This window comes from Rhodococcus sp. KRD162, assembly GCF_017168335.1.
Lineage (GTDB): Bacteria > Actinomycetota > Actinomycetes > Mycobacteriales > Mycobacteriaceae > Rhodococcoides.
Genome location: NZ_JABFAU010000013.1, coordinates 585,664 through 612,221, shown reverse-complemented (window position 1 = coordinate 612,221; position 26,558 = coordinate 585,664). Strand labels below are relative to the sequence as shown.

The window sequence follows — 26,558 nt, the reverse complement described above, 5'->3', positions numbered from 1 at the left end:
TTTTTCGTGCCGCGAAAGGTCGGTTTCAGATCGTGCGGAGGTGTCGCTGTCTTCGCTGAGAACGCGACCGGCCGAGCTCGTCGAGGGCACAACGAGATTGTGGGTCCGCGGGCCGGTAGACGATCAACCGTAGGTCGGGGTCGCCGAGTGGTGTGAGGACATCGAATGTCACGGTCACCGGCCCGACGAGTGGGTGCCGCATGGGTTTGTCTCCTCGGCTGCGCACCGATACTTCGCGGGACTGCCAATAGCGCGAAAATTCCGCGCTGCCTCGTTCCAGTTCGTCGATCAAGGCTGCGAGTTCCTCGTCGTGTGAATGGTTCACCCAGGCGGCACGAAGATCGGCGACCGCGCCGCGGACGACGTCGTCGCGAGCGTCGTAGAAACCGTCGAATCGACTGTCCAGAAAGCACATTCGTAGTACATTCCGCTCCGACGACGGTCGTTTGTCGATGTCGAGCAGTAGCGCGGCCATCATCTCGTTGGTGGCGAGTATGTCGAGTCGGTGGTTGAGCACCATCGCGGGGAGTGGGCCGATGTCCTCGATCAACTGTCCGATGCCGTCGGGCACCTTCTGGGTGGTGGCTCGCTCGGGTGCGCGATGCCCGGCGAGGGTGAACAGGTAGCCGGTCTGATCAGTGGACAGCCCGAGTGCATTCGACAGTGACTGCACCACCTGAGCGGAGGGCCGGACATCACGGGCCTGCTCGAGCCGTACGAGATAGTCGACGCTCACCCCGGCGAGCGTTGCGACCTCCTCACGCCTCAAACCGGGTGTGCGCGACGCTCCGATCCGCGGTGGCAGGCCGACGTCCGTCGGCGCGAGCGCCTCGCGTCGGGCACGCAGAAATGCGGCAAGCTCGTGCCGACCTCGCCGCGGTGGCGTCGTGTTCACCCGTCCAGCGTAGGGCAGTTCAGCGCACGCGGCCTGGTATCGCGCGTCCCAGGATGACCGCATCCTTCCCGCTGCTCGACGCATCTGTGACGGTGATCGAGGTAGCTGAACCGAGGAGAGGGACCGGACATGACGCGTATGGAGGACTATCGATTGCTCGGACGCTCGGGATTGCGGGTGTCACCGTTGTCGTTGGGAACGATGACATTCGGTGAAGCCTGGGGGTGGGGTGCCGACAGGAACGACTCGAAACGCATCTTCGACGCGTATCTCGATGCAGGGGGCAACCTGGTCGATACCGCGAACATCTACACCGACGGGGAATCGGAACGCTATCTCGGCGAGTTTCTCCGCGGACGACGTGACTCGGTTGTCGTAGCGACCAAGTACGCGGCGACTCGTGATCCTTTGGATCCGAATGCCGGTGGGGGTGGCAGGAAGAGTCTTCGAGGGTCCGTCGAAGCGAGTCTGAAGAACCTCGGTACGGACTACATCGATCTGCTGTATCTGCATGCGTGGGACGGTATGACGCCGAGCGACGAGGTCATCGCATCGCTGGCAGACCTGGTTCGCTCGGGAAAGGTTCTTTACCTTGGTATTTCGGATACGCCGGCATGGGAGGTCGCGCGCATGCAGACCATTGCCGACATCCGGGGCTGGCCGTCGTTCGCGGCGCTGCAGGTGGAATACAGTCTGATCGAGCGGACCACCGAGCGGGACCTGATACCGATGGCGAACGAATTGGGTATCGGTGTCATTCCGTGGTCTCCGCTGGGCGGTGGGGTGTTGACGGGCAAATACTCTGCTGCTGACCTGGGAGCGGGCGGTTCCGACAGTCCGGTGGGTACCCGTCGCGATCACGCGCGGGCGAGCGGGACGCTCACCGTGCGGGGTCTCGAGATCGCGGAGGCCGTCGTCGATGTCGCCCGTGAACTCGGCGTGACTGCTGCTCAGGTGGCTCTCGCGTGGACGCTCGAGAATCCGGCTGTTGCCAGCTCGCTGATCGGTGCGCGAACCGTGGAACAGTTGCAGCAGAACATCTCTGCACTCGATGTCACCTTCGACGCATCCCACCTCGAGACACTGCAGGCCGCCAGCGCTGTGGACCTGGGTTTTCCGCACGAGTTTCTGATGCGGCCCATGGTCCGAGGCGTCACGACCGGCCACTCCACTGTTCGGCCCCGCCCGAGCAGGACATGGTGAGCTGGGCCGTCATGTTGTCGAAGAGCCCGAACCGGAACCGGAGGTGCGCCTCGTTTTCTACGCTGTGGCTCAACAGAATCGGTGTCACAACTCGTGGACCTGAGAGGTCAGGTCCCCGCTTGCATCACCGGTATTGACGGTGCCTGACCGCTCGAACAGCAGAGCCGACACCTCCTCGTCCGCTCTGGGGCAGTGCTCGACTCCCGCCGGGACGACGAAGACGTCACCCGGCCCGAGCACCACGTCGCGGTCGCGAAGTTGGATGATGAGTTCTCCGCTGTGGACGAAGAACATCTCGTCCGTATCCGGGTGTGTGTGCCAGACGAATTCGCCGAGAAGTTTGACCACTTTGACGTCGTAGTCGTTGATGCTGACCAGTCGGTGTGGTTGCCCAGGGCTCGTCGATCCTGCTCAGCGCGTCGACGACATTGCGTACGTGGTCGTTCTTGCTCGTGGTCATGCGTGCCGTCCTTCGTCGCCTGTCGATTCGACTGTCACAGAATCCTACCTGCCGGACGGCTTCTCGACGGAGCTGCTCGATATGCTCTGTCGCGCAACAGGTGTGACCCTCGATCGTCGCGCATCCGTCGTGCGATCGCAGAGACATCCGGACGGCCAAGGGCAGACGCAAGGCAGTAGGCTGCTCAGGAGATGTAGGCGTGTTCGACACGAGCAGTCGGCCGCCACCGAATTTCGTGAGGAGTACCCGCCGGATGAATCTTGCCGACTACGACGTACTGAGCTTCGATTGCTACGGAACGCTGATCGACTGGGAAGCGGGAATATTGGGCGTTCTCGGTCCGTGGGCGGAGCAGTCCGGTTCGTCGCTGTCCGGGGACGAGCTACTGGCCGCCTATGCCGTCAACGAGGCGAGGGTGCAACTGGATTCACCTGCCACGCTCTATCCCGATGTGCTCGCGGAGGCATTCCGCCGGAACGGGGATGCGCTGGGAATTACGGTGTCGGAAAACTGGGTGAGCAGACTCGGATCGTCCGTCCCCGATTGGCCGGCGTTCCCGGACTCGGCCGAGGCATTGGCGGCACTCGCCGAGAACTACAAGCTCGTCATCCTCTCCAATGTCCACCGCGACGGCTTCGCGGGTAGCAATCTGCGTCTCGGCGTCCAGTTCGACGCCATCGTCACCGCCGAGGATGTAGGGGCGTACAAGCCGGCCGACAATCACTTCGACGCCGTTGATGGAGTCCTCGAGGACCTCGGCGTGCCCCGGTCGCGACTGCTCCACGTTGCGCAGAGTCTGTTCCACGATCATGTGCCCGCCAAGCGTCACGACATCCCGTCGGTGTGGATCGACCGCCGTGAGGACCGGCCGGGTTGGGGCGCGACTCCAGAACCCAACGGCGAGTACAGCTACGACATGAGATTCTCGAGCATGGCTGCATTCGCAGCGGCTGCCTGTGAAGCCCGCTCGGGCACGTGAAGTCCTGAGTCGTTCATGCATTCGTCATCGACGATTCGAGGCTCTCGGATGGGGATCAGTCCTCGGATTCGCTGTGGGCGTCCCGATTTCGAGGGCGAGCATGACGACGGCGAAACATGAGCACACCGAGTCCAGCCACTACGGCAAGTTGTCCCAGCAGAATCGGCACTGGAACAAGCAGCAGATCCCATCCCGACGCCGTTGCCCGCGTCGACCATATGACGACGGCGACAACGCCAGCGCTGGCCGCTACGTGCCCGACGGTCATGAGCACGAAGGGGGAATTCCGGCTCGAGCGACGGATCAGCGCGCCGAGACCGACCAGTCCACCGAGAAGCGAGGTCACGACGGCGGCCACGGCCGGTAGGACGACCATGATCTCGAAAAGCGGGCCCGTCTCTATGATTCCGGTCGTCGCCAGATGCACCGCGGCGTACAACACGATCGACACCGAGCACACTACCGAGATCGTCGAGAGACCGACGAGTGCTCGCACAGCCGACATCCTCGCACACGAGGGCCGAGGTGACGTGACGTACCTGATTGTCACCAATGCCAGGCGTCGCCTCCCACGTTCTTGATTGTTCGTTGCAGGACTTCGATGGTGGTGACGAAGTCGGCCTCACTGATGCCGCTCATGCGCTCGTTCTGCAGCATGTTCTGCAGATCGGCCGCGCGCCGAAAGGTGTCGAGACCTTCTGGTGTGAACTTCATGCGTGAATTCGATTCCAGGATCCAGCCTTCGGCGCGCGCGGATTCGATGGCCTCGACTATTGCTTCCGGGGTGTCGTTGTGGCCGATCTTCTCGATCGTCTCGGCGCGATCAGCCCCTGCCGGATGCAGTGAAATCTGGTGCAGGAGCCACCATTGGGGTTGAGTGACGCCGATATCGTGGAGTGCCCCACGGGTCCGTGCTCGAATGGCTTCCCCTGCGCGGGCGGTCCAGAACCCGATGGGCTGACGCTCGGGCGGTTGCATCGGTCGGTTGGTTGTCATGAAAATGAGCCTAAAACCTCAACCAAACTTCAGGTCAACAGGACAGCCACCACAAGAGCGATAGCCAACAGTACTGCGCTGGCGGCAAGAGGCCCCACCGCTCCGAGGGCCGAACCGTAGACCAGGCCGCCGAGAGCGGGCCCGGTCGCAGCACCGATATTCAGGCCGGCCGTTGCGAACGCACCGGACATTGTCGGCGCACCGGCCGAGTTGCGCATCACTCGGCTCACCAGTGTGCTGCCGAGTGCGAACGACAGCCCTCCTTGTACGAAGGCCAAGACGATCACGGTGATCGGATACTGGGCAAGTAGCGCGAACAGGCACCAACCAACGAGAAGCGCTGCGCCGCTCAGTGGCACGAGCCTCGTTGCGTAGCGGTCACCGAACCTTCCGGCAGCCCACACTCCAGCCAGGGCTCCGAGCCCGAACAACGCAAGGACCACCGGCACCATCGCAGTCTGTAATTTCGCTCGTTCGGTGACGACGGGAGCCAAGTAGGTGAACGAACAGAAGGTGGCACCGTTGACAAGGACGCAGAGAGCGAGGACGCGAAACAGCGGGCGTCGGCGCAGGACAGCGAATTCGGTAGTCAGCGAACCAGCTTCCCGCCGGCCCTGTGTGGCGGGCGCCGCGATTGTCACAGCGACGAGGGCGGGAACCGACAGCAATGCCACACCCCACAGCGCGGCACGCCAACCCAGAAGTGCCCCGACCAGTGTCCCGGCGGGTACACCGAGCACCAAGGCAAGAGTGGTGCCCGCCAGGATGGTGGCGACGGCGCGCGAGAGGCGATCCGGTGTGACCAGCGCTGCGACCATGGCCAACGTGAGTGCCAGAAACCCGGCGTTGGCGAAGGCGGCCAGCACCCGAGAGGCGAAAAGCACCGGGTAACTGGTTGTTGTCGCGCCGATTACGTGCATTGCGATGAAAGCCGCCAAGAAGGTGGACAGTGCCGCACGGGGCGGCAGCCGACGGGTAGCGACTGCCATGACCGGTGCCCCGACGACCATGCCGAGTGCGAACGCCGAGGTCAACATTCCCGCACGGGGAACTGTTGTGGGGAGGTCGGTAGCGATGTCGGTGAGCAGCCCGGCGAGCATGAACTCGGATGTTCCCTAGGCGAAAACGGCAGAGGCAAGCAAGAATACGAGCGGTGGCATGGAGGTTTCTCCGAATGTGAGACGGGTCCAGGACAAGTGGACCGGTACACAGGTGCTCACCGAATTCTTCGTGATCGAGTGCTTCGGGTTTGTCGAGCTACCGGGGTACCGGTAGCTCGAATCTGGATGCCTCGGGTGAACTCACCGCCACACCGTAGCCTGACTCGGTGCCCGATGCCACCGCATTCTCACGCCGTCGGTTGCCGGGGCGGCCATGTCGGCTAGAGTCCCGACAGTGGAGAGGCCGTCAGGCAAGACGCTGGTAGCAGTGCTGGCTGCAGTCGGTGCATCGGTCGGGTGCGCGGCAGCGGTTGTCTGGCATGTCGCCGTAGCTGGTTCGTCCGACGTTGCGTCAGGCATCGGTACTGAGTACATCCGACCGAATTGGTTCCCCGCATCCCTCTACCTCGCCGGAGCTGGGTTGGCGATCGGATTGATCGCGGCGTCGTTTCTCGTCGATTCGGGTCTGCGCATCGTTCAGGATCGCCAGCGCAGTCGCCTCCAGCTGTTCATGTTGCTGATCGTGATCGGCGCGGCTCTTGGAGCCAGCAGCGCACTGGCTTGGACGCACTGGCCGCCGCAGCGTGCAGAACTGGCCTCCGAGCCTTTGTCCGGTCAGGTGCTGTCCTTTTGGCAGCGAGGGACCGACATCACTCCACCGGCGTCGGACTTCGGTTGGACGGCATACACGGCATATCTAGAGGGTGACCAAGATCGAGCAACCTTCCGCCCGACCATCGATCATCCGTGGTTGGTGTTTCCGATCGGGGGAGTACTGATTGCAGCATTGGCAGCACTTACTTTGTCGCTGAGGGACTTTCGACTCACGGTGTTATCGGACCAGGACTCGGTGTGAAGCGACCGGAGCTCTACTCGTCTGAGCGCAATCGGTCGACCAGTGTGAACAGACGCTCCAGGTAGTCGCTGTGGAACACCTCGGTCGCGCGGATTTTTGCGTCTCCGTCGAGACCGAATTGCAGGTTGACCAGCTCGACTCCGATGGCGACGCGTCGAGCATCGAGTTGTTCCAGTTCGGCGGCGAGAGCGTCGACTTTGGCCACCGGGGACAGTTCGTCGGTCATCTCCGAAGCGTAGAGGTCAGCCGACGGCTGCGAGGAATTCGCTGTAGAACAACCCGAGCCCCAGCGCCGACGCGATGGCCGCGAACAGCCATAGCCGGATGATGACCGTTGTTTCTGCCCAGCCGGCCAACTCGAAGTGGTGATGAATCGGGGCCATTCGGAACGGCCGTTTGCCGGTGGTCTTGAACGAGGCGACCTGGATGACGACGGAGGCAGTCTCGGCGACGAAGAGCGCGCCGAAGACGACGGCGATCAGTTCGGTCTTGCTCACGATCGACAGTCCCGCGAGCAGGCCGCCGAGTGCGAGGGAGCCGGTGTCGCCCATGAAGATCTTCGCCGGAGCTGCGTTCCACCAGAGGAATCCGATGCAGGCTCCCGCGGCTGCGGCGCAGACCACGGCGAGGTCGAGTGGATCGCGTACCTGGTAGCACCCGGCGATGTCGTTGGTCGCGCACGATTGCCGGTACTGCCAGAACGTCATCACCGTGTAGGCACCGAGGACGAGGGTCATCGAACCGGCGGCCAAACCGTCGAGTCCATCGGTGAGGTTGACGGCGTTGGACCATGCGATGACGAGGAACACGCAGAACAGGACGAATACGATCGGGGCCATCGTGAAGAACGTGGATTGCCGGACGAGCGAGAGTTCGGTGTTTCCCGGAGTCATGCCGTTTCCGTTGCGAAACTGCAGAGCCAGGACCGCGAAGATCACCGCTGCACTGATCTGTCCGACGTATTTTCCGGTCGCTTTGAGGCCGAGGTTCCGCTTCATGCGGAGCTTGATGTAGTCGTCGAGAAATCCGACGCCGCCGAGCGCAGTGGCGAGGCCGAGGATCAGCAGCGCGGACGCCGACGGACCGTCGCCCCCCATCGCGACGAGGTGGGAGCCCAGGTAGCCGGCCCACAGGCCCACGATGATGGCGACTCCGCCCATCGTCGGCGTTCCTCGTTTGGATTGGTGACTTTGCGGGCCTTCGACGCGAATCTCCTGGCCGAAGCCCTGCCGGGTGAACAGTGCGATGAGAAATGGCGTCAACAGAATCGAGACCGCCAATGCGATACCACCGGCAACGAGAATGTTGATCATGCGTCCGAGCCCACTCTTCCTCTGTGCTGCTGTGCCCCGCCCGGTGCTGATGAGCACCGCGGGATACTGTGCCAAACGAACAGGCAAAAGTCCCAATGCGTGACGAAGGTGTTACTCACCGTGAATACGAACCGGGTGGTGTACCGACCAGTTCGGTGAACTCGCGGGTGAAGTGCGCCTGGTCGAACCAGCCGTAGCGTGCTGCGAGGTCCGCCAGGGGACCCGAGTAGCCGGCGTCGAGCTCACTGAGTGCATCGTGGATCCGATACCGGGCCAGAACCCATTTCGGCGTCGCGCCGACGTAGTGCTCGAACAGGCGCTGCAGCCGACGTGTCCCGATGCCGCATCTCTCTTCGACCTGGGCGACGCGAATCAATGTCCGATCCCGCAGCATCGTGGAGATGACGTCGAGAACGATCTCGTAGTCCGCATCTACGTCTCGGGCGTAGGGCGCGAGAACGGAGTCGACGACGGTTCGGCAGTGGTCGGTGTCGAGGTGACCGCCCAGTTCGGCGAGTGCTTCGACGGTCTCGGCGCGAAAAGCCGTGGGCTGTGCGGCCGGGACGTCTCGCAGCGTTCTCGCGACGGTTCCGGTGAGGGCCGCGTACCCGCCGGGCCGAAACTTGACGCCGAACACCCACCCGGATTCGGCGAGCGCGACGTCGAAGCGGCGCGTGAGCACTCCCGTCACGACCACAGGATCGATGACGCCTTCGCGGGTCCAGCCGTGTTCGACGCTCAGAGTGCAGGCCGGGTGCGGAAGCGTCGAGCTGCGATGGACGGTCCCGGACGGCAGATCCCAACGCAGTAGCCAGTAGTTCTCGACCCAGGGGTCCAACGACTGCGAGCAGGGCAGTCGTTGGAGGTCGACGTGCTGTGCCAGCTGTTCGGGTCGCAGAACGCCGGCCTGGGTGGCTGTCGCGTTTTTCCTATCCGGCACGCGGGTCAGTGTAGGAGTCTGGTCCGACATCCACTCAGGAGGAGGAACACCATGACCGATACCCCCGTCGCCACGCTGAAGATGGTCACACTGGATTGCGCAGACCCCGCGGCCAGCGCGAGCTTCTGGTCGTCGTTGTTGGGCTGGAGCGTCGTACATGCGGAGAAGGACTACGCGATGCTGCAGGGTCCCAGTAGTGCACTCGGCTTCGGTCGTGTGCCGGACTATCAGCAACCGTCATGGCCGAACTCCCACGGCAGCAAGCAGTTTCACTTCGATCTGGCGGTCGAGGACCTCGACGCTGCGGCGGCGGCAGCGGTGCGCCTGGGTGCAACGTTGCCCGAGGATCAGCCGGGTGAGACCTGGCGAGTGTTGCTGGATCCTGCTGGGCATCCCTTCTGCCTGACGAATGCCGCGAACTGGGGCTGACCGGTCTACTGTGTTCCGTGTGACACCGCGCCTGGCAGGAATCGAAATCGTCGTCGCCGATATGGCTGTGGCGCTGGCCTTCTACCGCCTACTGGGGCTCGATATCCCAGCGGCTGCGGACGCCGAACAGCATGTGGAGGTCGACCTCGGTGGAGTGCGGCTGCTGTTCGACCTACCGTCGACCATTACCTCGTTCGATCCGTCGTGGACCGAGCCGAGCGGTGGTCACCGCATAGCGCTGGCCTTCGACTGCGGGACGCCCGACGGGGTCGACGCGACGTGGACGGCCGTGACCGAGGCCGGGTACCCAGGGCACCTCGAACCCTGGGATGCGTTCTGGGGGCAGCGTTATGCCGTCGTACACGACCCCGACGGCACCACCGTCGATCTGTACGCGAACCGCTGAGGCATCAGCTCGCGGGTGCGATGATCTGAATGAGATTGCCGCAGGTGTCGTCGAACACCGCTGAGATCACCGGACCCATCTCGGTCGGTTGCTGGGTGAACCGTACGCCGAGTCTGCTGAGCCGATCATGTTCTGCTGCAACGTCGTCGACTGCGAACTGAGTGAAGGGAATGCCGTCGGCGAACAGCGCATTCTTGAACGGGCCGGTCGCGGGATGCCCGCTGGGCTCTAGTAGCAGTTCGGTGCCGTCGACCTCCTGTGGCGATACGACGGTGAGCCAGCGGTCCGTCCCGCCCATCGGAATGTCGTGCTTGACGACGAATCCCAATATGTCGGTGTAGAAGGTCAGTGCCTTGTCCTGATCGTCGACGAAGACGCTGGTGATGTTGATTCTCATGCCGGTCCTTCCCCTGTCGGTCCGCCTGCCAGCTCGACGGCAACGTCGAGGTGGCCGAGGTGGCGTGCGTATTCCTGAAGCACGTGGAAGCAGATCCAGATCAGCGTCGGCTGCTCCTCGGTGAATCGTCCACCCAAGGTGGCCAATTCGTCCATCCGATGCGAGCGAAGCACCTCCTCGGTGAGTCGGACACCGTCCTCGAGCCTCGCCAGCAGATTTTCGGTATCGATGTCGGCCGGTACGTCCCAGCGCCCGTCCTTCTGGTCTCCCCAGGGTGCGTCCACCGCCCTGCCGAGGAATCCCCAGGCGAACCAGCGCTGCTCCATGTGCACCAGATGGGTCAGCATCTGCAGCGGAGTCCACTCCGAGGGGACGGACGAGGCGGTGAGGTCATCGCCTCTGAGCGCGGTGATTCGCCGAGCCAGCTCACTCCGGTAGAAGCGCAGGTACTCGCGAAAAAGTTCGGCGGGATCGGACAGCGCCGAGTCGGGTTCGGGAAATGTCGTCAGCTTGGTCACGGCGTCCCCGTTCTTCGTGCATCGAGAGCGGTCGGTCTCATTCGCTACTGCGCTGCTCACGAGCGATGCGGCGCTGTTCCTCGGCACGTTCGCGGCAACGGCGTAGGTACTCCTCGGCAGTTTCCTGCGTCGGAGGGAGTGGCCGGCCGCGATCGGCATCGCGTCGGGGATCGGCGGACGCCGTCCGTGGCGCTCCGCTGCCACCCCAGATTCCGCCACCCTCGGGTCGTCCGACGACGAGCCACGCGATGGACCCTGCAAGCGGCACAACGATGACGAGCAACAACCACACCATCTTCGGGAGGTGGCGGATGCCGGAGTCGTCGGCGGTGATGACGTCGATCAAGCAGAAGATCGACAGCAGCATGATCAGTAGGCCGAGGTACGGCACGGGAAATCCTCCAGGGTTGTCAGACCGTGCGGTCGGTCGTCGCGACTATCAGATCACTCGTTGTACCGCCGATCAAGCCCACGTCCTCGGCCCTTCAGCCGAACACCAGTAGTGCCGCCAGTGTCAGCATCATCACTCCGATGCCGAGGTCGAGAATGCGCCAGGCCGACGGTCTCGCGAACAGGGGGCTGAGCAGGCGCGATCCGTACCCGAGCGCAACGAACCACACGACGCTGCCGAGCACGGCACCGAGCGCGAACCACCACCGCAGTTCGCCCGGCTGACGGTTGCCGATCGAGCCGAGGAACACGACGGTGTCGAGGTAGACGTGAGGATTGAGCCAGGTCAGAGCAAGGCACGTGGCGATGGCGGCGATCAGCGAACCGCCTCCGGTCATCTCGGCGGTCAGGGCGGCGGGATTTCGGGCGCGGTTGAGCGCCATCAGTCCGTAGACGAGTAGGAACAGGGCACCGAGGACGGTCACGACACCGAGGGCGACGGGGAACCGATCGACGAGAACGCCGATTCCCGCGATCCCGGCCGTGATGAGCACCGCGTCGGAGAGGGCGCAGACCGCCACTACCGGCAGCACGTGAGTGCGTTGCAGCCCCTTGCGCAGCACGAATGCGTTTTGCGCACCGATGGCAACGATGAGGGACAGGCCGACGCCCAAGCCGGTGAGGGTCGATTGCGCGGCGGCCAGTGAGGTCATGCCGATAACGCTAGGAGTGCGTGCTGATTAGGTCCAGCGAATGTATTTCAGTATCGATTAGCGTACCTTCATCTGATGGAGATCGAGCAGCTCAGAGCATTGAGGGCAGTGGTCGACGGCGGCACATTCGAGGCGGCGGCCCGCGCTCTGCATGTGACTCCGTCAGCGGTGAGCCAGCGGATCAAGTCGCTCGAGCAGTCGCTGGGCCGAACACTCGTCCAGCGAAGCAAACCGGTGGTGGCTACCCAGTCCGGCATCGCGGTGCTGCGCCTGGCCCGTCAGATCGACACCTTGACCGACCAGACTCGGGCCGAGCTGAGCGACGACGGTGTGGCTGCTCCCATTTCGATTGCCGTCAATGCAGATTCGTTGGCTACCTGGGTGTTGCCAGCACTCGCCGGGCTTGCCGGGGCGACGACTTTCGACCTGCATCGGCAAGATCAGGACCGTACCGCGCAACTGCTGCACGACGGGGTCGTCTCCGCCGCAATCACATCGGTCGAGGACCCGGTGCGTGGCTGTACCGTTCGACGCCTCGGTGCGATGCGGTACCGGCCTTCTGCCACCCCGGACTTCATTGCGCGTTGGTTCGCTGCAGGTCCGAGTGCCGACGCACTGCGCAGCGCCCCGGTGGTCGTCTTCGACGCCGATGATCGATTGCAAGACAACTACCTACAGCGTTTCGGCATCGAACCGCACGAGCCGCCGCGGCACCTCGTCCCGGCGTCCGCCGACTACGCGCGGGCCGTCGATCTGGGTTTCGGCTGGGGCATGATCCCGGATCTCCAGGCGCGGGAGCCGTTGACCTGCTTCGACGACAACGGAATCGAGGACGTGCTGCTGTATTGGCAGCAATGGTCGCTCTCGTCACCCGCACTCCACCGTGCGGCCGATGCGGTGGCAGCACATGCGAGTCGGGTGCTGCTGTAGTTCAGGCCCGGCTGTCGTCAGGGACGATCGCGGGCAGCCCATCGCCGACCGGGTCGAGTATCGCTGTGGATCGTGCGCCCCACCGCTCGTGCGCAGACTGCCGCGACATGCCCACTGCTGTGCCGATCGTCGCCCACGTTGCACCTTGAACGCGCAGCACCACAACGGTTTCGATGCCGTCCAACCCTGCGGCCAGCTGTACGCGCAGGCTCAGCAGGTGCCATGCGAGGCTCCGTCTTGCCGGCATATCGGTCGACTGTTCGGCCTCCCATTCCGGTGTTCCGGGTAGGGGACCGGTGCCGATGATCTCGTCGGCAATGCGTCCGGCCTCGGTGGCCGCTGCCGTCACGACCGCCCGTGTTGCAGTGTCGATGTTTGCCTCGGTGGCGAGGGTGATGGGATCCACGACCGACCTCCTGATGTCAGGAAAAGCCTGACACCGAGAGGTCGGCTTGTCAAGCCAAGCCTGACAACCCTAGAGCCTGCCCAACACCCGATCGATGGCCTCGACAGCCTGGGTCAGTTCGGCCGCGGTGATGGTCAGAGCCGGTCGGAATCGCACTGCCGCTGTGCCACATCCGAGGGCGAGCACGTGTTCCTCGGTGCGCAACATCTCGATCACGCGGTCGCGGGTGGCGGCGTCGGGCAGGGAGAAGGCGCACATGAGGCCACGTCCGCGTACCTCGGAGACCATGGTGTGTCGAGTTGCCAACTCCTGCAGCATCGTCAGCAGTGTCGTACCCAGTTCTCCGGCCCGATCGATAAGTTTCTCCGATTCGACCACTTCCAGGATTCGACGCGATCGCACCATGTCGGTCAGGTTGCCACCCCACGTCGAGTTGATGCGAGAGCTGACGGCGAAGACGTTGTCGTCGATGTCGTCGACGCGACCGCCTGCCATGACGCCGCAGACCTGAACCTTCTTGCCGAAGGCGACTACGTCCGGTACAACGTCGAGCTGCTGGAAAGCCCATGCGGTACCGGTCATTCCGGCACCGGTCTGCACCTCGTCCATGACGAACAAGGCGTCGAACTCGTGGCAGAGGTCACGTAGCTTCTGTAGGAAGCGGGGCCGGAAGTGGTGATCGCCACCCTCGCCTTGGATGGGTTCGATGATGGCGCAGGCGATGTCGTGCGGGTTGGCCTCGAACGCCGCCCGAGCCGCAGCCAACGACGCGTCCTCTCGCTCGTCCATGTTCACATCGGACCTGATGAACGGGGATGGGATTCGCGGCCAGTCGAACTTCGGGAACCGCGCAACCTTGTTCGGGTCGGTGTTGGTGAGCGACATCGTGTATCCGGAGCGCCCGTGAAACGCGTGCTCGAAATGCATCACTTGGGAGCCGAGCGATGGATCCAGGCCGCGCCTTTCGTTCCATCGGGACTTCCAGTCGAATGCGACCTTCAAAGCGTTCTCCACCGCCAGCGCGCCACCCTCGACGAAGAACAGGTGGGGGAGCCGATCGTCGCCCAGGACCCGGGCGAACGTGTCGACGAATCGGGCCATGGGGACGGTGTAGATATCGGAGTTGCTCGGCTTGTTCATTGCCGCCTGCATCAGATCGGCCCGGAATTCCGAGTCGTCGACCAGGGCGGGATGGTTCATGCCGAGCGCATTGGACGCGAAGAATGTGAACAGGTCGAGGTAGCGGGTGCCGTCCCTGGCGTCGACCAGGGTGGACCCGGTCGAGGCGTCGAGGTCGAGGACCAACTCGAACCCGTCGGCCAGCAGGTGGCTGCCGATCACCTCGCGAACGGTGGAGGCATCGATGCGTGCTCCTGTGCGCTGTAATACTTGCGTCATGAACTCGAAGATACCCATAAAAATTCCGTAAGCAAGTCGGTAGAGCAGGAAATAATACTGTTCTGGTGCTTCTCGGTAGGCTGATCTCCGACAGTTCGGTTCTCTTCACGAAAGGTGTACGCGCATGTCTGCATCCATCACCCACGACGAGTTGAGTGTGCGCACTCGCGCGATCCTCGACCGGATGGGTGCGACGATCGCGCTCGACGCGCCCGCCGGACCGGACGCGATCATCGCGCGCTCGCCCATCACCGGTGGGAACCTGGCGTCGTTGACCTGTGCTTCGGCCGACGACGTCGACGGTGTCATCGCCGATGCGCATGCCGCGTTCGTGTCGTGGTCGCAGGTGCCTGCCCCGGCCAGGGGGCAGGTGATCCGAGAACTCGGGGAACTACTGCGTGTACACAAGGAGGATCTGGGCGCTCTGGTCTCCATCGAGGCAGGGAAGATCGTCTCGGAGGGGCTCGGCGAAGTACAGGAGATGATCGATATCTGCGACTTCGCGGTGGGGCTCTCGCGTCAGCTGTACGGCAACACGATTGCCACCGAGCGCCCAGGGCATCGGATGATGGAGCAGTGGCATCCCCTCGGTGTCGTCGGAGTCATCACGGCCTTCAATTTCCCTGTTGCCGTATGGAGTTGGAATACGGCCTTGGCGCTCGTCGCCGGAGACACCGTCATCTGGAAGCCTTCCGAGAAGACTCCGCTCACGGCCATCGGAGTGCAGGCGCTGTTCGAGCGTGCCGCCGCTGCAGCCGGAGTGGACCCCAAGATCGCGCAGCTGGTGATCGGTGATCGCGCGTCCGGCGAAGCGCTGGTGGACGATTCGCGGGTCGCACTCGTCTCGGCCACCGGTTCGACGAGGATGGGCCGTGCGGTGGCGCCGCGTGTTGCCGAACGGTTCGGCAGGGTGCTGCTCGAGCTCGGCGGAAACAACGCAGCGATCGTGACGCCGTCGGCGGATCTCGATCTGACGACGCGCGGTCTGGTGTTCTCGGCAGCAGGCACCGCCGGTCAGCGCTGCACCTCGCTGCGACGGGTCATCGTGCATTCCTCGGTCGCAGACGAATTGGTGGCCAAGCTGGTTTCGGCGTACGAGTCGCTCTCGATCGGATCGCCCTTGGCCAGTGACACTTTGGTGGGCCCGCTCATCGACGCCACCGCATTCGCGGGGTATCAGAAGGCGCTCGAGACCGCGGTGTCCGACGGCGGAACGGTCGTCGTCGGTGGTGAGCGGGTGAACGTGGTGGACGAGTACTCGTTCTATGTTCAGCCCGCGATCGTGACGATGCCCTCGCAGTCCGACATCGTCAAGCACGAGACCTTTGCGCCGATTCTCTACGTCTTGACCTACGAAACCCTCGACGAGGCCATCGCACTGCACAACGATGTGCCGCAGGGTCTTTCGTCGTCGATCTTCACCACCGACCTGCGCGAGGCGGAGCGCTTCCTGTCCACCCTGGGCTCGGACTGCGGCATCGCGAACGTCAACATCGGACCCTCCGGAGCCGAGATCGGCGGTGCGTTCGGCGGCGAGAAGGAAACCGGCGGCGGACGCGAATCCGGTTCGGACGCCTGGAAGGCCTACATGCGCCGAGCCACGAATACCGTCAACTACTCGAACGAACTGCCCCTGGCACAGGGAGTGAAGTTCGGCTGACGGCATGATCGACAGTATGAAAGTTCTGTCGATGCTCCTGGCCGGCCTCACCGTCGGCTATGCCGTCAGTGATATTCGGCCGTCCTACTCCCTGTTGAGCAGGACGGCCGAGTTCGGATCGTTCTGGGCAATTGTCAACGGGCTGACCGTCGTTGCCCTGGTCGCGTGCGCGGCCGCGGTCGCGCTGGCCCGCGCGAGCGCACGGGCCGTGACCGTCGTGGCGATCGCCGCTGTACTCGTGGTCGTGTTTCAGACCGTGGGAACGGTGCCCGGCATGGTGGGCGACTGGGCCGTCGCGGTGGGCGCTGGGGCGCTGCTCGGTTCGGCCGCTGTGCTGTCGGGACAGCATCGCGCTGCGCAGGCGTCGTTGAGTGTCGCTGTTCTCGGTGCGGGACTACTCGGTGGTGCGTTGGATGCGGTACTGCAGGCGAACGACGGTCCGGTGTTCGTCTGGGATGTGGTCGGTGCCGAGGACGATGTCCGTCCGCAGCGGGCGATAGCGATGGTGATCATCGCATCGGTTGCAGCGATCGCGTTGTTCCTGGCCCACCGCAACCAGGTGTTGCAGCCACACGAGCCCCGAAAAGTCCTGCTCGTCGGCCTTCCGCTGCCCATCGCGGCCGGTGTCCTGAGTTGGATTGCTGCAGGTCACGAACCTCGGAGCGGCGAGTGGCTCGGTGCATTCGCCGGTATGACGGTTCTCGCCCTGATTGCGGCGTTCGCTCTGCCGGGGCGGGATGGACGCGTGCTACTGGCGCTCTTCGCGGGATCGGCGGCTGCCCTCGGGTCGTTCGGCTTTGCCGCCGGCGACAGCGCGCAGCTGGCTGCGAGTGTGGGCCTGCTGATCGTCGGGGCAGGCATCGGCTACCGGTGGCCGCAGCTGTACGTCGGGCTGGGCGGACTGTTCGTCGTCGCCGTGGCCCAAGTGCTCGAGAGTCAGTTCGATCTGCCCGAGAGTGCGCAGTTCGTGCTGCCGCTCGTCACCGCGTACGTGCTGGTGTCCGCACTCTCGACCGCACCGGGATCTCTGGCACTGTCACTGCCCGCTCTGTTCACCATGGCACTGCCGGTGACGGTGTTCGCCGCGAGCTACGTACCGTCACTGTCTTCGGACGTTGCTGTCGCCGCGCGCACGACCGAGCCCGACCACCTGGTGTTGTCGGTGGCCGGGCTCGTTGTCGTTGTGGTGGTGACGGGTGCCTGCGCTCTGCTGCGGCGCAGATAGCCAGGAAGCCCCTTTTCGGCGGGTCGATTTCTGGTAACTTCTTCGCGTAGCGCATATCGCGCGAGCTGAGGGCGCATCCCTGTACACGTCGGGAGCACCTTCTCCCGGCCATGTTGGCCGAAGGAATTGCCGCCCCAACATGTGGAGCGGTGGGCGAGGTTTCGACTCCGACAACTCACCTACAGGGATACCCATGTCTTCTCGCACTCTTTCTCACGCCTTCATCACCGGTCGCGTCCGCGCCGCCTCGGCGCTCGTCACCGCAGAAATCGGAATCGGCGCGGCCGGACTGTCGCCGATGATCGCGAACGCCGCTCCGTCTGGTACACAGGCCCCGGCCGTCGTCCGCAACGGTTCGTTCCCGGCCAACGCTTCCGAGGAGGTCGCCGATCTCCTCATCGGCTTGTCCGGTGTGGGCAGCTCGGCCTCGGCGTGCATCTGATGTCCGATCATGGCGAGAACACAGATCTGCCCGACGACGTCTCCGATGTGACCTTGGGGTTCTTCGTCGCCGTCGCAATGTTCGTACCTTCGTATTTCGGTGCGACACTCATCACCGACGCGGTGCTGGGCAGGGCAGGACTGCCGCTGTCCCCGCTGATGTGGCTGATCGCGGCGGTACCACTGGCGATTGCCATGGTGCATCTGGAGGACCGGGTCAAGAGTCGTTCCGATTGGGAGCGAGTCAAGGGGTACTGGTTCGGCGGAGGCGTCGGCGCACTCACCTTGCCGCCGCTGGCGCTGGCGCTGCTCGCGCCGCTTCCGACACTGACTGGTCTCGACCGTGGCGGTCCGTCGATGGTGGTGTTCGTGGCTGTGGCGCTGTCGATCGTGGGCATCGTGGTCCGGGGGAAGCTACGCGGGACGGCCTGAACCACGACCGTCGGTCGGACGGATTCGCACTGTGCCTACATTCGCGTCTTAGCAGGCTCGACTGCGGGCCGATCCCCATCGCACCGTCGGGTGTGGGACGGTTCGGTGGTGACAGACAACAACGGTTGGTTGCTTCTGGACGTCCTTGACCGTCGCCATCCCGGAGTAGTGATGGTCGGCAACAGAGTCAAGCAAGGCGTGTCCTGGCGATCGGTTGTCCGCCGTAACCACGACGAAATTCTGGCAACGGTGCTTCGTTCGTGTCGCACCAAGACAGCAACCACGGTGCAGACTGCTCGATCTCGACAGATATCCGCAGTGCCGGTGGTGGAACGCGTTCACACCCTCGTGCACGGCGTCTGGGTCTGCACTCATGAACCGTCGACACCACCGCCTGCCCACCCTCCGACGTGGGCGTTCCTGTGGGACCTGGACGACGGCAGCGCCGTGCGCAGCGAAGCAGTCGGTGTTGATTGGCACTGGGCAGATATCGGCGTACCGGTACGGCGGCCGATCGCCGACGCGATGCGTCAGGTGGATTTGGAGCAGATGACAACGAAAGCTCTGGCCCTGTTGGCGAGCAAGTTGGACGGTTCGGTTCACCGTCAGACCGTCGTAGAGCATCGCCCCGACGATGACCACAAGGTGCATTTTGTTGCCCGCATGATGAAGTCCGGAACTCAGCACGATTGCGCTGCCCGCTTCGTTCGTGGTCTCTCCGTCGACTTCGGTAGGCCACAATCCGTTCCAGAACCATCGACCAACCTCGGCGATCGGATCGCCGACGCCCTGACGCCGCAGTTGCAGTACCGCGCGATAGCAGATCCGGTATCGCTGAATTTGTTGTACTGGCATGGTCCACCAGCCCCACGCATTGCCTGGATGGCAGGCAACACCGCGCAGAAACCGGTGCTGCACCCACAGGACATGCCGGCAGCATTGGCAGCCGCCCAATCCTTGATCGGTGCCGGCCCCGCAAAGACAGTAGAACTGACTGCACGTTTCTTGACCCTCGACAACAAGTACGAGCCGATACACATGACTGCGTCTCTGATCGACCTCGACTCGGGTGCGAGAGCACTACTGGTAGTTCTCTGCGTCGAGTAGCACTACCTCGGTCTTGCCCCGTTGGCTGACAGACTCGGCTGGTCACTGAATTCTACTGTCGCACAATCGATGCGAAACCACGCGAGCCCGCCCACCCGATGACTGCGGTGGACGGGCTCGTGAGCGTTCTGCACTGGACTACGGCGCAGGCACAACCTCGGTGGTCGTTGGAACGACTGTCTCGGTTGCCGACGCGGCAGCCGTTTCGGTCGGGGTGACGCAGACCGGCGGTGCTCCCTCGGCGGGGGTCTCACCCTCGACGGGGACGGTGCACTCGGGGGTCGTCGTGACGGTGGCGGGTGCCGGTGTCTCGACAGCGGGAGGCGTCGTGGCCGGGACTGCGGTTGTCGTGACCGGGCTGGTGGTGGCAGGTGCGGTCGTCGTCGGCGTCGGCGTCGGGGTTGCCGTCGCCGAGGTGGTCACCGGTGCCGTGATGGCCTCGACAGCGGCACGTCCTGCCTTCTCCTGAACCTCCTTGGACTTGACCGGCTCGCCCTTGTTGGCCTGCTCGGCCAGCTGCGTCAGCCACGCTGCGGCGTACTGCACCGAGGTCAGCGGCTTGCCGTTGGCTGCGTCGGCGTCACGCCAGTAGTCGAAGTGATGTCCCGATCCCGGGCCGAGCGTGAGGCCGTACGGATCGTTCATGATCACCGGAACGGTGTTCTGGTTGGAGGCGATGAATCCGGTGATCTCGCGGAAGATCTTCTGCGGCAGGTACACCAGGTCGACCATCTGACCGGCCTCGATGGGTTCCTGTTCGCCGTCGACCTTCGCGGCGACTGGTGTGGTCGCTGCACCGGGCTTGTAGCCGGGCTCCGACACCTTGATCAGCACGTCGAGGAACGTCTCGTCGCTCTGCATCCAATTGGGCTGCGAGGCGATGTCGTTGAAGGCATTGACGGCGATGCGACCCAGTGCCAGTGCCAGATCGGCTCCGGTGGCCGGTGTCAGCTGCTCGTTCTGCAGCGCGTCGGCATTGACCTGGCGACCGACATTGGCGGCCAGATGAATCAGTGACGTGTTCTCGGGTAGTGCGCAGGTGAGGTCTCCGTCGGAGCAGAAGGACGCCACGCGGCCGTCGAGCGATCCGAATCCACCGGAGGTGCCGGGCAGTGCGCCCTGGCCGGGAATCGGGGTGTTGCCGTTCTGGTATTTGGTGTCGAAACCGTCCGGGTTGCTGAACGGGTTCTCGGCTCCCGGGAACGGTCCCTCTCCTGCGACGCGGCCCGCGTCGGCGAAGATCACGACGCCGACCACCTGTGAGGGATCGACGATGCCGTACTTGCCGTCGCCATCGGCAACCTGGTTGCCGACCTCCATGGCGGTGCGGCGGGCAACGTCTGCGCCTTCGCTGTAGCCGACGATGGCGAAGCGAGTGTTGGGGCAGGACGACGAGATCGACTTCATGATGGTCTGGGAGTTGGTGACACCGGTCTGCACGGCGTTCTCGTAGCTCGCGAGATCGGCCGGGTACTCGACGTACACGGCGGCGTAGGAGTCGGGGACCACATTGCCGTTGTTTGGTGCACGCACGGCCTGGTCGATCCAGTCGCTGGAGTAGTCACCGGACATCGCGGCGGGCAGGCGCTCGCCGTCAGGGGTGGTGAGCCACTTGACGCCCTCGCGTGGGGTATCGCCGCGTCCGCCGATCGCGATGCTGACCATGTCGTAGCACGTCGCCGTCGACACCAGTTCGATGGACGCTTCGGTGCTGGTTGTCGATGTCGACCACGGTGCGGCCACGACCACTCCGGCACCGAGTGCTCCGATCGCGAAGGCGCTCAACGCGACGCGCGCTCGCTTCGACTTGCCAAAGTCCATGTTTCAGATCCCCATCGCTCACGGCCCGACACCGATTTTCCCGACTGCAGTTGCCAGTGGGTTACCCGGCATTTCGTCGGCGGGATCGTTCGCGTTACACAGCACAGGATTCGGCCTGGTGCGCACGACATTTCCACCGTGAATCACATTGATGGGATTCGACGGCCCTTCGGCGTGACCCGTTCGGCGTATCCGTCTGCTGTGGGAGAACCGGCCTGCTTTCGGAACTGGCACGTAGATACCCTGGGGGGGTAGGGTAAGGGAATGAAGCAGGGACGGAACGCGAGCCAGGACACCGAACTGATTCTGGGCGGAATGACATGCGCGTCGTGCGCCAACCGCATCGAACGCAAACTCAACAAGCTCGACGGAGTCTCGGCGACGGTCAACTACGCCACCGAGAAGGCCCGCGTCACCAGTGCCGGGGTGGCCACGGAGGATTTGATCGCGGCCGTCGAAGCCGCCGGATACACAGCATCGTTGCCCGCCGTCGAGCCCGCCGAGGCAGAGCAGACCACCGATCCGCTGAAGCAGCGACTGGTCGTCTCGGCAGTGCTCAGCATCCCGGTGATCGCGATGGCCATGATCCCCGCCCTGCAGTTCACCAACTGGCAATGGCTCTCACTCACACTGGCTGCTCCCGTCGTCGTATGGGGAGCCCTACCCTTCCACCGAGCCGCCTGGACCAACCTGCGGCACGGCACCGCAACCATGGACACCCTCGTCAGCATGGGAACCCTCGCAGCGCTGGGATGGTCGCTGTACGCACTGTTCTTCGGACACGCCGGGATGCCCGGGATGACGCATCCGTTCGAGTTCACGATCGAGCGGAGCGACGGTGCCGACAACATCTACCTCGAGGCCGCGGCAGGGGTCACCACCTTCATCCTTGCCGGCCGCTGGTTCGAGAGCCGATCCAAACGGCAAGCCGGAGCAGCGTTGCGCGCCCTGATGGACCTCGGTGCCAAAACCGTCGCGCTACTGAAAGATGGACGGGAACAGCAGATCCCAGTGGAACAGCTGGCCGTCGGCGACCTCTTCGTCGTTCGACCCGGCGAGAAGATCGCCACCGACGGCACCGTCGAGAACGGGTCCACTGCCGTCGACCGATCGATGCTCACCGGCGAATCGGTACCGGAGGAAGTCGGCGTCGGCGACGCGGTGGTCGGTGCCACCATGAACGTCGGTGGCCGAATCACGGTGCGGGCGAGCAGAGTCGGTGCAGACACCCAGCTCGCGCAGATGGCGAAAGCAGTGGAGGACGCGCAGACAGGCAAGGCGCAGGCACAACGCCTGGCTGATCGCATCTCCGGAATCTTCGTACCGATCGTCATCGCAATATCCATCGCGACACTCGGATTCTGGCTCCTGACAGGCAATTCCGGAGCCGCCGCGTTCACTGCTGCAGTCGCGGTACTCATCATTGCCTGCCCCTGCGCGCTCGGATTGGCCACTCCAACCGCGCTGATGGTCGGGACCGGACGGGCAGCGCAACTCGGGATTCTGATCAAGGGCCCGGAGATTCTCGAATCCACCCGCCAGGTCGATACCGTCGTGCTGGACAAGACCGGAACCGTCACCACGGGCCAGATGACTCTGCACTCGGTGCGGGTGGCGGACGGTGAGCACGAGGACACCGTCCGCGCGGTCGCGGCTGCCCTCGAGTCCGGCTCGGAGCATCCGATCGCGCGGGCCATCGCCGCGTCGACCCCCTCGAAGGCGGTCGAGGACTTCACCAGCCTCGACGGTCTCGGCGTACAGGGCGTCGTGGACGGCCGGGCGGCGGTCATCGGCCGTCGCTCATTGCTGGCAGATCGGTCGATGCCCCTGCCTGTCGAACTCGCCGACGCGTTCGACGCGGCCGAACGTCAGGGACGCACCGCCGTCGCACTCGGGTGGGACGGCAAGGCCCGCGGCGTGCTGGTGGTCTCCGATGCCGTGAAGCCGACCTCGAAGCAGGCCGTCGCCGAATTGCGCGCTCTCGGCCTGACGCCGGTGATGCTCACCGGTGACAACGAGGCAGCTGCCCGAGCGATTGCCGACGAGGTGGGGATAGAACAGGTCATCGCAGGCGTGTTGCCTTCGGGAAAGGTCGACGCCGTCCGAGAGTTGCAGGCCTCGGGCAAGGTCGTGGCGATGGTCGGCGACGGCATCAACGACGCGGCGGCGCTGGCCACGGCCGATCTCGGGCTCTCGATGGGCACCGGCACCGATGTGGCGATCGAGGCAGGCGATCTCACGCTGGTGCGCGGCGACCTGCGAGCAGTCGTCGATGCCATCCGGCTCTCGCGGCGCACCCTGAGCACCATCAAAGGCAACCTCTTCTGGGCCTTCGCATACAACGTCGCGGCGATCCCACTCGCCGCTGCCGGCCTGCTCAACCCCATGCTCGCGGGTGCGGCGATGGCGCTGTCCTCGGTGTTCGTGGTGAGCAACAGCCTTCGACTGCGCAGGTTCCGTTCCGCGATGTGACTCGTTGGTAGCAGCAAGCGGCTCGCTAGTACAGGATGGAGACATGTCCGACGCACATGATGTCCCCATCCGCGACGAATCGATCAGGCTGGGCCAATTCCTCAAACTCGCCAACCTCATCGAATCCGGTGCCGAGGCCAAGGGTGTCATCGCCGACGGTTTGGTGAGCGTCAACGGGGACGTGGACGTGCGGCGTGGACGGCAATTGCAGCACGGTGACGTCGTGTCGGTGCAGGGTGGGCCCTCGGCTCGCGTGAGCAAGGAAGAGGCACTGTGAAGGTCGGCAAGCGCGGACTGCCGCGCAACGAAGTTCCCGGAGCATTCGACGTCGGTGCCAAGGCTTACGACCGACTCGTCGGAGCCAACCCCGGCTATCACGAACACTTGATCAAGTCGGCTCAGCGGCTGCGGATCCCCGATCTCGGAGCGGGTCTTCGCCTACTCGATATCGGTTGCGGTACTGGTGCATCCACTGCCGCTCTGCTCGAAGCAGCTCCGCACGCGGAGATCGTCGCCGCCGACGCGTCCGCCGAAATGCTCGAGGTAGCTCGTGGCAAGGACTGGCCGCCGAATGTGACGTTCGTGCATTCGCGCGTCGAGGATCTGGCGATCAACGGCGTCGACGGACCGTTCGACGCGATTCTGGCCGCGTACCTGATCAGGAACGTCGACGAGCCCGACACCGAGTTGAAATCGCTACTGGCGCTGCTGCGTCCGGGATCGACCATCGCCTTTCACGAGTACTCGGTACACGATTCGCTGCGAGCGAGGATCTCCTGGAACGTGGTGAGCTGGGGAATCATCATCCCGTTGGGCTGGCTCGCCACCCGCGACGCGACCCTGTACCGGCACCTGTGGCGGAGCGTCGTCACCTTCGACGGCGCGTCGGCGTTCATGCGACGTATGCAACGCGCAGGCTACACCGGCGTCGCCAGAGAAACGATGACCGGATGGCAGAACGGTGTGGTACACACCTTCCTCGGCTCTCGTCCCGCGGAGGAAAAGCGTTGACCGATTCCAAGAAGGTCACTCATGCTGCGCCACAGGGATATTCCGACGCGCGTCAGTTGGCGGACATACCGCACGTGGTGGTGGTAGGGGGCGGTATCGCAGGTCTGAGCGCTGCGACCGCGCTGGCCGAGCGTGGTGTGAAGGTGCACCTGATCGAACGGGAGAGCTACCTCGGCGGCCGCGTCGGCGGGTGGGATACGACGCTCGACGACGGATCGACCGCGACGATGAGCCGTGGATTCCACGCATTCTTTCGGCAGTACTACAATCTGCGAAACCTGCTGCGTCGCACCGACCCCGGGCTGGTCAGGTTGCGTCCGGTCGACGACTACCCGCTGATCGACGGTAGCGGCAGGATCGACGGATTCAAGGGGCTGCCCGATACACCGCCGCTGAACGCCTTCGCCTTCGTCAAGCGCAGCCCGACGTTCCGGTGGAAGGATCTCACGAAGCTCAACGGTGTCGCCGCCCTACCGTTGATGACGGTGAGCGTGCCCAAGACGTTCGAGCAGCTCGATACCACCCCGGCTGCAGAGTTTCTGCGTAACATCAACTTTCCCGATGCCGCTCGGCACCTGGCATTCGGGGTGTTCTCGCGTAGCTTCTTCGCAGATCCCGAGGAGATGTCTGCCGCGGAGCTGGCGATGATGTTCCACATCTACTTCCTCGGCTCCTCCGAGGGCCTGATCTTCGACGTACCACGTGACCCCTACCCCCAAGCTCTGTGGAACCCGCTGGGGGAGTACCTCACCGGACTCGGAGTCGACATCAGAACCTCCACTCGGTGCGGCGAGATCAGCCGCGGCGGGCTGCGAAGGTTCCGCGTCGACGCGGGCAGAATCATCGACGCCGACGCGGTGGTCCTCGCCACCGACATCGCCGGATTACAGACCGTGCTCGAGCAGTCACCCGAGCTGGGATCGTCCACGTGGCGTGAACAGGTTGCGACGCTGCAGAACACGCCACCGTTCCTGGTACACCGAGTGTGGCTGAGCAAGCCCGTCAACGCAGAGCGCCCCGCCTTCATCGGCACCGGCGGAATGCCGCCGATCGACAACATCAGCGTGCTCGAACGATTCGAGGACGAGGCGGCGCAGTGGGCTGCGCATACCGGCGGCTCCGTCGTCGAACTGCACGCATACGCCGCAGAGGAATCAGAGGAGATCACCCGCGCGCAGCTGATGGACCGGATGCACCAGATCTACCCGGAAACTGCCGCCGCAGAGGTGATCGCCGAGCGATCCGAGTGGCGCGACGACTGCCCCATGTTCGGCCTCGGAGCGTTCGCCGAGCGGCCGACGGTCCGCACACCGGAGCCGGGGCTGGTACTCGCGGGCGACGGAATCCGGATCGACCTACCCGTGGCTCTGATGGAACGCGCGGCCACCACCGGATTACACGCTGCGAACACGCTGCTGTCGAGCTGGGGCGTCTCCGGCCACGACATCGAAACAGTGCCGACAAGCGGACGATTCACGATGTTCGACGCCATCGAGAAGCTGCTGAACAGGTGAAGATCGAGGTCGATGGTCTCACCCGGCCAGCAGTACACGCCCTGCTCGCCGAGCATCTGTCGGACATGCACGCCACCTCGCCTGCCGAGAGCGTGCACGCCCTCGATCTATCCGACTTGCGCGGATCAGATGTCACCGTATGGACCGCCTGGGATGCACACGTGTTGCTGGGAATTGCTGCCCTGAAGCAGCTTTCGGCCGATCACGGGGAGCTGAAATCGATGCGTACCTCGGCGATGTCGCGGGGCCGCGGGGTGGCGTCGAGCATGCTCGTCCACGTTCTCGACGATGCGCGTCGACGCGGGTACGCGCGACTGAGCCTCGAAACAGGAACGCAGGACTACTTCGCAGCTGCCCGTCGCCTGTACGTGCGGCACGGATTCGTCGAGTGCCCGCCGTTCGCTGACTACGTGCGGGATCCGTCGAGCACGTTCTATTCGTTGTCGCTGTAGAGACTTCGAGAACGTGGGCCGGCACCGAGTGCTC

At 64.1% G+C, this 26,558-nt stretch carries 30 protein-coding genes and 1 pseudogene; 16 read left to right on the top strand and 15 right to left on the bottom strand.

What is annotated here, in order from left to right; translation table 11 throughout:
- Positions 1–25: 25 nt before the first annotated feature.
- Positions 26–895 (bottom strand): helix-turn-helix transcriptional regulator, encoded by an 870-nt coding sequence (locus tag J1M87_RS20055; RefSeq protein ID WP_307830876.1) that lies wholly within the window; start codon positions 893–895, stop codon positions 26–28.
- Between the two features lie 129 nt (positions 896–1,024).
- Between J1M87_RS20055 and J1M87_RS20050 the strand changes: the two genes are divergently transcribed.
- Complete coding sequence (locus J1M87_RS20050; RefSeq protein ID WP_206491289.1) at positions 1,025–2,098, top strand: aldo/keto reductase; 1,074 nt, start codon at positions 1,025–1,027, stop codon at positions 2,096–2,098.
- Between the two features lie 84 nt (positions 2,099–2,182).
- Here J1M87_RS20050 and J1M87_RS28770 read toward each other — a convergent pair whose 3' ends face one another.
- Complete coding sequence (locus tag J1M87_RS28770; protein ID WP_307830875.1) at positions 2,183–2,446, bottom strand: cupin domain-containing protein; 264 nt, start codon at positions 2,444–2,446, stop codon at positions 2,183–2,185.
- Between the two features lie 365 nt (positions 2,447–2,811).
- Between J1M87_RS28770 and J1M87_RS20040 the strand changes: the two genes are divergently transcribed.
- Positions 2,812–3,537 carry an HAD-IA family hydrolase gene (locus J1M87_RS20040; protein ID WP_206491288.1) on the top strand — a complete coding sequence of 242 codons (726 nt, stop codon included), beginning with the start codon at positions 2,812–2,814 and terminating at the stop codon, positions 3,535–3,537.
- Positions 3,538–3,592: 55 nt separating this feature from the next.
- On the opposite strand, the gene J1M87_RS20035 is transcribed toward J1M87_RS20040, so the two are convergent.
- From J1M87_RS20035 to J1M87_RS20025, 3 genes and pseudogenes are all read right to left on the bottom strand, one after another.
- The gene (locus J1M87_RS20035) at positions 3,593–4,033 is read right to left on the bottom strand and encodes a hypothetical protein (protein ID WP_206491287.1); all 441 of its coding nucleotides are present in this window, start codon (positions 4,031–4,033) and stop codon (positions 3,593–3,595) included.
- A gap of 50 nt (positions 4,034–4,083) precedes the next feature.
- Positions 4,084–4,533, bottom strand: coding sequence for a hypothetical protein (locus J1M87_RS20030; protein ID WP_241257153.1), 450 nt, complete (start codon positions 4,531–4,533; stop codon positions 4,084–4,086).
- Between the two features lie 29 nt (positions 4,534–4,562).
- A pseudogene (locus J1M87_RS20025) lies at positions 4,563–5,693 on the bottom strand (Cmx/CmrA family chloramphenicol efflux MFS transporter).
- 235 nt (positions 5,694–5,928) lie between these two features.
- Here J1M87_RS20025 and J1M87_RS20020 point away from each other — a divergent pair.
- Positions 5,929–6,549: a hypothetical protein gene (locus J1M87_RS20020; protein ID WP_206491285.1), complete on the top strand. Its 621-nt coding sequence runs from the start codon at positions 5,929–5,931 to the stop codon at positions 6,547–6,549.
- Between the two features lie 13 nt (positions 6,550–6,562).
- Here J1M87_RS20020 and J1M87_RS20015 read toward each other — a convergent pair whose 3' ends face one another.
- The 3 genes from J1M87_RS20015 to J1M87_RS20005 form a co-directional block, all read right to left on the bottom strand.
- Positions 6,563–6,775: an oxidoreductase gene (locus tag J1M87_RS20015; RefSeq protein WP_206491284.1), complete on the bottom strand. Its 213-nt coding sequence runs from the start codon at positions 6,773–6,775 to the stop codon at positions 6,563–6,565.
- A gap of 16 nt (positions 6,776–6,791) precedes the next feature.
- Positions 6,792–7,862 carry a phospho-N-acetylmuramoyl-pentapeptide-transferase gene (gene mraY / locus J1M87_RS20010; RefSeq protein ID WP_206491283.1) on the bottom strand — a complete coding sequence of 357 codons (1,071 nt, stop codon included), beginning with the start codon at positions 7,860–7,862 and terminating at the stop codon, positions 6,792–6,794.
- A gap of 115 nt (positions 7,863–7,977) precedes the next feature.
- A complete protein-coding gene (locus tag J1M87_RS20005) occupies positions 7,978–8,802 on the bottom strand; it encodes a helix-turn-helix transcriptional regulator (protein ID WP_307830874.1) in 825 nt (274 codons plus the stop codon).
- A gap of 51 nt (positions 8,803–8,853) precedes the next feature.
- On the opposite strand from J1M87_RS20005, the gene J1M87_RS20000 reads away from it, so the two are divergent.
- Positions 8,854–9,231, top strand: coding sequence for a VOC family protein (locus tag J1M87_RS20000; RefSeq protein ID WP_206491282.1), 378 nt, complete (start codon positions 8,854–8,856; stop codon positions 9,229–9,231).
- Positions 9,212–9,637 (top strand): VOC family protein, encoded by a 426-nt coding sequence (locus J1M87_RS19995; protein ID WP_241257151.1) that lies wholly within the window; start codon positions 9,212–9,214, stop codon positions 9,635–9,637. The genes J1M87_RS20000 and J1M87_RS19995 overlap by 20 nt, the downstream gene beginning before the upstream one ends.
- Positions 9,638–9,641: 4 nt before the next feature.
- On the opposite strand, the gene J1M87_RS19990 is transcribed toward J1M87_RS19995, so the two are convergent.
- The 4 genes from J1M87_RS19990 to J1M87_RS19975 all read right to left on the bottom strand — a co-directional run bounded on the left by J1M87_RS19990 (position 9,642) and on the right by J1M87_RS19975 (position 11,655).
- Positions 9,642–10,034: a VOC family protein gene (locus tag J1M87_RS19990; protein WP_206491280.1), complete on the bottom strand. Its 393-nt coding sequence runs from the start codon at positions 10,032–10,034 to the stop codon at positions 9,642–9,644.
- Entirely contained in the window at positions 10,031–10,552 is a 522-nt protein-coding gene (locus tag J1M87_RS19985; protein WP_206491279.1) for a DUF664 domain-containing protein, read from the bottom strand. The genes J1M87_RS19990 and J1M87_RS19985 overlap by 4 nt, the downstream gene beginning before the upstream one ends.
- 37 nt (positions 10,553–10,589) lie before the next feature.
- Positions 10,590–10,943, bottom strand: coding sequence for a PLD nuclease N-terminal domain-containing protein (locus J1M87_RS19980; RefSeq protein WP_206491278.1), 354 nt, complete (start codon positions 10,941–10,943; stop codon positions 10,590–10,592).
- A gap of 94 nt (positions 10,944–11,037) precedes the next feature.
- Positions 11,038–11,655, bottom strand: a complete 618-nt coding sequence (locus J1M87_RS19975) for a LysE/ArgO family amino acid transporter (protein WP_206491277.1) — start codon at positions 11,653–11,655, stop codon at positions 11,038–11,040.
- Positions 11,656–11,730: 75 nt separating this feature from the next.
- Here J1M87_RS19975 and J1M87_RS19970 point away from each other — a divergent pair, with 75 nt between their 5' ends.
- On the top strand, positions 11,731–12,585 hold the full coding sequence (locus J1M87_RS19970) for a LysR family transcriptional regulator ArgP (protein WP_206491276.1): 855 nt from the start codon (positions 11,731–11,733) through the stop codon (positions 12,583–12,585).
- A 1-nt stretch (position 12,586) separates the two neighbouring features.
- Here the strand turns inward: J1M87_RS19970 and J1M87_RS19965 are convergent, their stop codons facing one another.
- Entirely contained in the window at positions 12,587–12,991 is a 405-nt protein-coding gene (locus J1M87_RS19965) for a hypothetical protein (RefSeq protein WP_206491275.1), read from the bottom strand.
- A gap of 69 nt (positions 12,992–13,060) precedes the next feature.
- Entirely contained in the window at positions 13,061–14,389 is a 1,329-nt protein-coding gene (lat, locus tag J1M87_RS19960) for an L-lysine 6-transaminase (protein WP_206491274.1), read from the bottom strand.
- A gap of 124 nt (positions 14,390–14,513) precedes the next feature.
- Between lat and J1M87_RS19955 the strand changes: the two genes are divergently transcribed.
- The 5 genes from J1M87_RS19955 (at position 14,514) to J1M87_RS19935 (ending at position 19,254) form a co-directional block, all read left to right on the top strand.
- Positions 14,514–16,049 carry an aldehyde dehydrogenase family protein gene (locus J1M87_RS19955; protein WP_206491273.1) on the top strand — a complete coding sequence of 512 codons (1,536 nt, stop codon included), beginning with the start codon at positions 14,514–14,516 and terminating at the stop codon, positions 16,047–16,049.
- A gap of 16 nt (positions 16,050–16,065) precedes the next feature.
- Positions 16,066–17,274, top strand: coding sequence for a hypothetical protein (locus J1M87_RS19950; protein ID WP_206491272.1), 1,209 nt, complete (start codon positions 16,066–16,068; stop codon positions 17,272–17,274).
- 193 nt (positions 17,275–17,467) lie between these two features.
- A complete protein-coding gene (locus tag J1M87_RS19945) occupies positions 17,468–17,716 on the top strand; it encodes a hypothetical protein (RefSeq protein WP_206491271.1) in 249 nt (82 codons plus the stop codon).
- Positions 17,716–18,147 (top strand): hypothetical protein, encoded by a 432-nt coding sequence (locus tag J1M87_RS19940; protein ID WP_206491270.1) that lies wholly within the window; start codon positions 17,716–17,718, stop codon positions 18,145–18,147. The genes J1M87_RS19945 and J1M87_RS19940 overlap by 1 nt, the downstream gene beginning before the upstream one ends.
- Before the next feature lie 108 nt (positions 18,148–18,255).
- Positions 18,256–19,254 carry a GAF domain-containing protein gene (locus J1M87_RS19935; RefSeq protein ID WP_307830873.1) on the top strand — a complete coding sequence of 333 codons (999 nt, stop codon included), beginning with the start codon at positions 18,256–18,258 and terminating at the stop codon, positions 19,252–19,254.
- 138 nt (positions 19,255–19,392) lie between these two features.
- Here the strand turns inward: J1M87_RS19935 and J1M87_RS19930 are convergent, their stop codons facing one another.
- Complete coding sequence (locus tag J1M87_RS19930; RefSeq protein ID WP_206491269.1) at positions 19,393–21,075, bottom strand: cutinase family protein; 1,683 nt, start codon at positions 21,073–21,075, stop codon at positions 19,393–19,395.
- Positions 21,076–21,339: 264 nt separating this feature from the next.
- On the opposite strand from J1M87_RS19930, the gene J1M87_RS19925 reads away from it, so the two are divergent.
- Genes J1M87_RS19925 through J1M87_RS19905 form a run of 5 tightly spaced genes read left to right on the top strand, consistent with a single transcriptional unit; the run spans position 21,340 to position 26,524 of the window.
- Positions 21,340–23,547: a cation-translocating P-type ATPase gene (locus tag J1M87_RS19925; protein ID WP_206491268.1), complete on the top strand. Its 2,208-nt coding sequence runs from the start codon at positions 21,340–21,342 to the stop codon at positions 23,545–23,547.
- 43 nt (positions 23,548–23,590) lie between these two features.
- Positions 23,591–23,824, top strand: coding sequence for an RNA-binding S4 domain-containing protein (locus tag J1M87_RS19920; RefSeq protein WP_032397061.1), 234 nt, complete (start codon positions 23,591–23,593; stop codon positions 23,822–23,824).
- On the top strand, positions 23,821–24,558 hold the full coding sequence (locus tag J1M87_RS19915) for a class I SAM-dependent methyltransferase (RefSeq protein ID WP_206491267.1): 738 nt from the start codon (positions 23,821–23,823) through the stop codon (positions 24,556–24,558). The genes J1M87_RS19920 and J1M87_RS19915 overlap by 4 nt, the downstream gene beginning before the upstream one ends.
- On the top strand, positions 24,555–26,072 hold the full coding sequence (locus J1M87_RS19910; RefSeq protein WP_206491266.1) for an NAD(P)/FAD-dependent oxidoreductase: 1,518 nt from the start codon (positions 24,555–24,557) through the stop codon (positions 26,070–26,072). The genes J1M87_RS19915 and J1M87_RS19910 overlap by 4 nt, the downstream gene beginning before the upstream one ends.
- Positions 26,069–26,524: a GNAT family N-acetyltransferase gene (locus tag J1M87_RS19905; RefSeq protein WP_307830872.1), complete on the top strand. Its 456-nt coding sequence runs from the start codon at positions 26,069–26,071 to the stop codon at positions 26,522–26,524. The genes J1M87_RS19910 and J1M87_RS19905 overlap by 4 nt, the downstream gene beginning before the upstream one ends.
- Positions 26,525–26,558: the final 34 nt, after the last annotated feature.